1 protein-coding gene is annotated in these 1,166 nt (G+C 65.3%); it reads right to left on the bottom strand.

The genetic code is table 11. The features are described 5' to 3' along the window. Positions 1-59: 59 nt before the first annotated feature. Positions 60-1,166, bottom strand: a protein-coding gene (locus JZ792_RS41185) for an IS3 family transposase (protein ID WP_216918412.1) whose coding sequence is annotated in 2 segments (ribosomal slippage) — positions 60-928 and positions 928-1,166 — 1,108 coding nt annotated over the 2 segments. Because the reading frame shifts where the segments join, the coding sequence is not laid out codon by codon here. This gene is flagged as partial in the annotation.

Genomic DNA, 1,166 nt, shown 5'->3' with positions numbered 1-1,166 from the left:
TGAGCGGTCCCCGATGACGAGACCACCCGGGAATAGAGTCGGGTGATTTCGTTCCGTGTTCAGTTGGTCCCGCAGGCCATCGGATGATGGGTGTGGGTGCAGGCCGCAGCGTACTCGGCCGGCGTGCGATAACCCAGCGCCGAATGCCGGTGCCGCCGGTTGTGGTCGGTCTTGAAATCGCCGATCACCACCCGGGCCTCGAGCAAGGTGGTCCAGTGGTTGCGGTTGAGGCACTCGGTCCGCAGCCGTCGGTTGAACGATTCGACGAACCCGTTGTTCCAGGGCGTGCCCGGTGGAATGTAGGAGATCTCGACCCTGTCAGCGCAAAACTGTTGTAACGCAGTCGAAATCATCTCCGGACCGTTGTCCATCCGCAACACCCTCGGCGGGCCGCCGGCCGCGGCGAACACCTTCTCCAACTCGGCGACGAGCCGGTCGGCGGTGATCGACCGTTCCACCAGGTGCAACAGGGATTCGCGGGTGTGTTCATCGATCATCGACGCGATCTTCACCGCCCGACCGTCGGTAGTGGAGTCGAACTGGAAGTCCAACGCCCACACCACCTTCGGTGCATCGGCCTCTACCGGCCCGACCGAGGACACCCCGGCTCGTTTGCGGGGATGGTGGTCGCGGACCTGCAGGCCCTCTTCCCGCCAGAGCCGGTGGACCTTCTTGATATTGACCCCCGCGCCCTCGTCGAACCGCAGAGCCGCCCACGCACGGCGGAACCCGTGCCCCTGATTCCTGACCGCATACGAGCGCAGCCAAGCCCGCACACCGGCGTCCGGATCGGTCGGGGTGTCCTTGATCGGCAACCGCCGATACGTCGACCGATTCTGCCCAACAACCTTGCACGCCAGCCGTTCCGACATGCTCTTCGCCTCACGCAGCATGTCGACAGCACGGCGCTTGGTCGCTGGGCTCAGAATTTTCCCCGCGCGATCTCCCGCAGCGCGTCCTTCTCCAGCTCCGCATCGGCCAGCAGCCGCTTCAACCGGGCGTTCTGCTCGCGCAACTCCTTGAGCTCCTTGGCCGCCTCGGTGTCCACGCCACCGTACTGGCGACGCCAGTTGTACAACGTTGCCGCCGAAACTCCCAGATCAGCGGCGATCTGCTCACCGGTCTGCCCAGCAGCAGCGAGCTCGTCGGCACGGCGCAGCTTCCGC

It is taken from the genome of Nocardia noduli (assembly GCF_019038455.1).
In the GTDB taxonomy this organism is placed as follows: domain Bacteria; phylum Actinomycetota; class Actinomycetes; order Mycobacteriales; family Mycobacteriaceae; genus Nocardia; species Nocardia noduli.
Note: the sequence above shows the minus strand (reverse complement) of the source record. Positions and strands in the feature narration are given on the sequence as shown.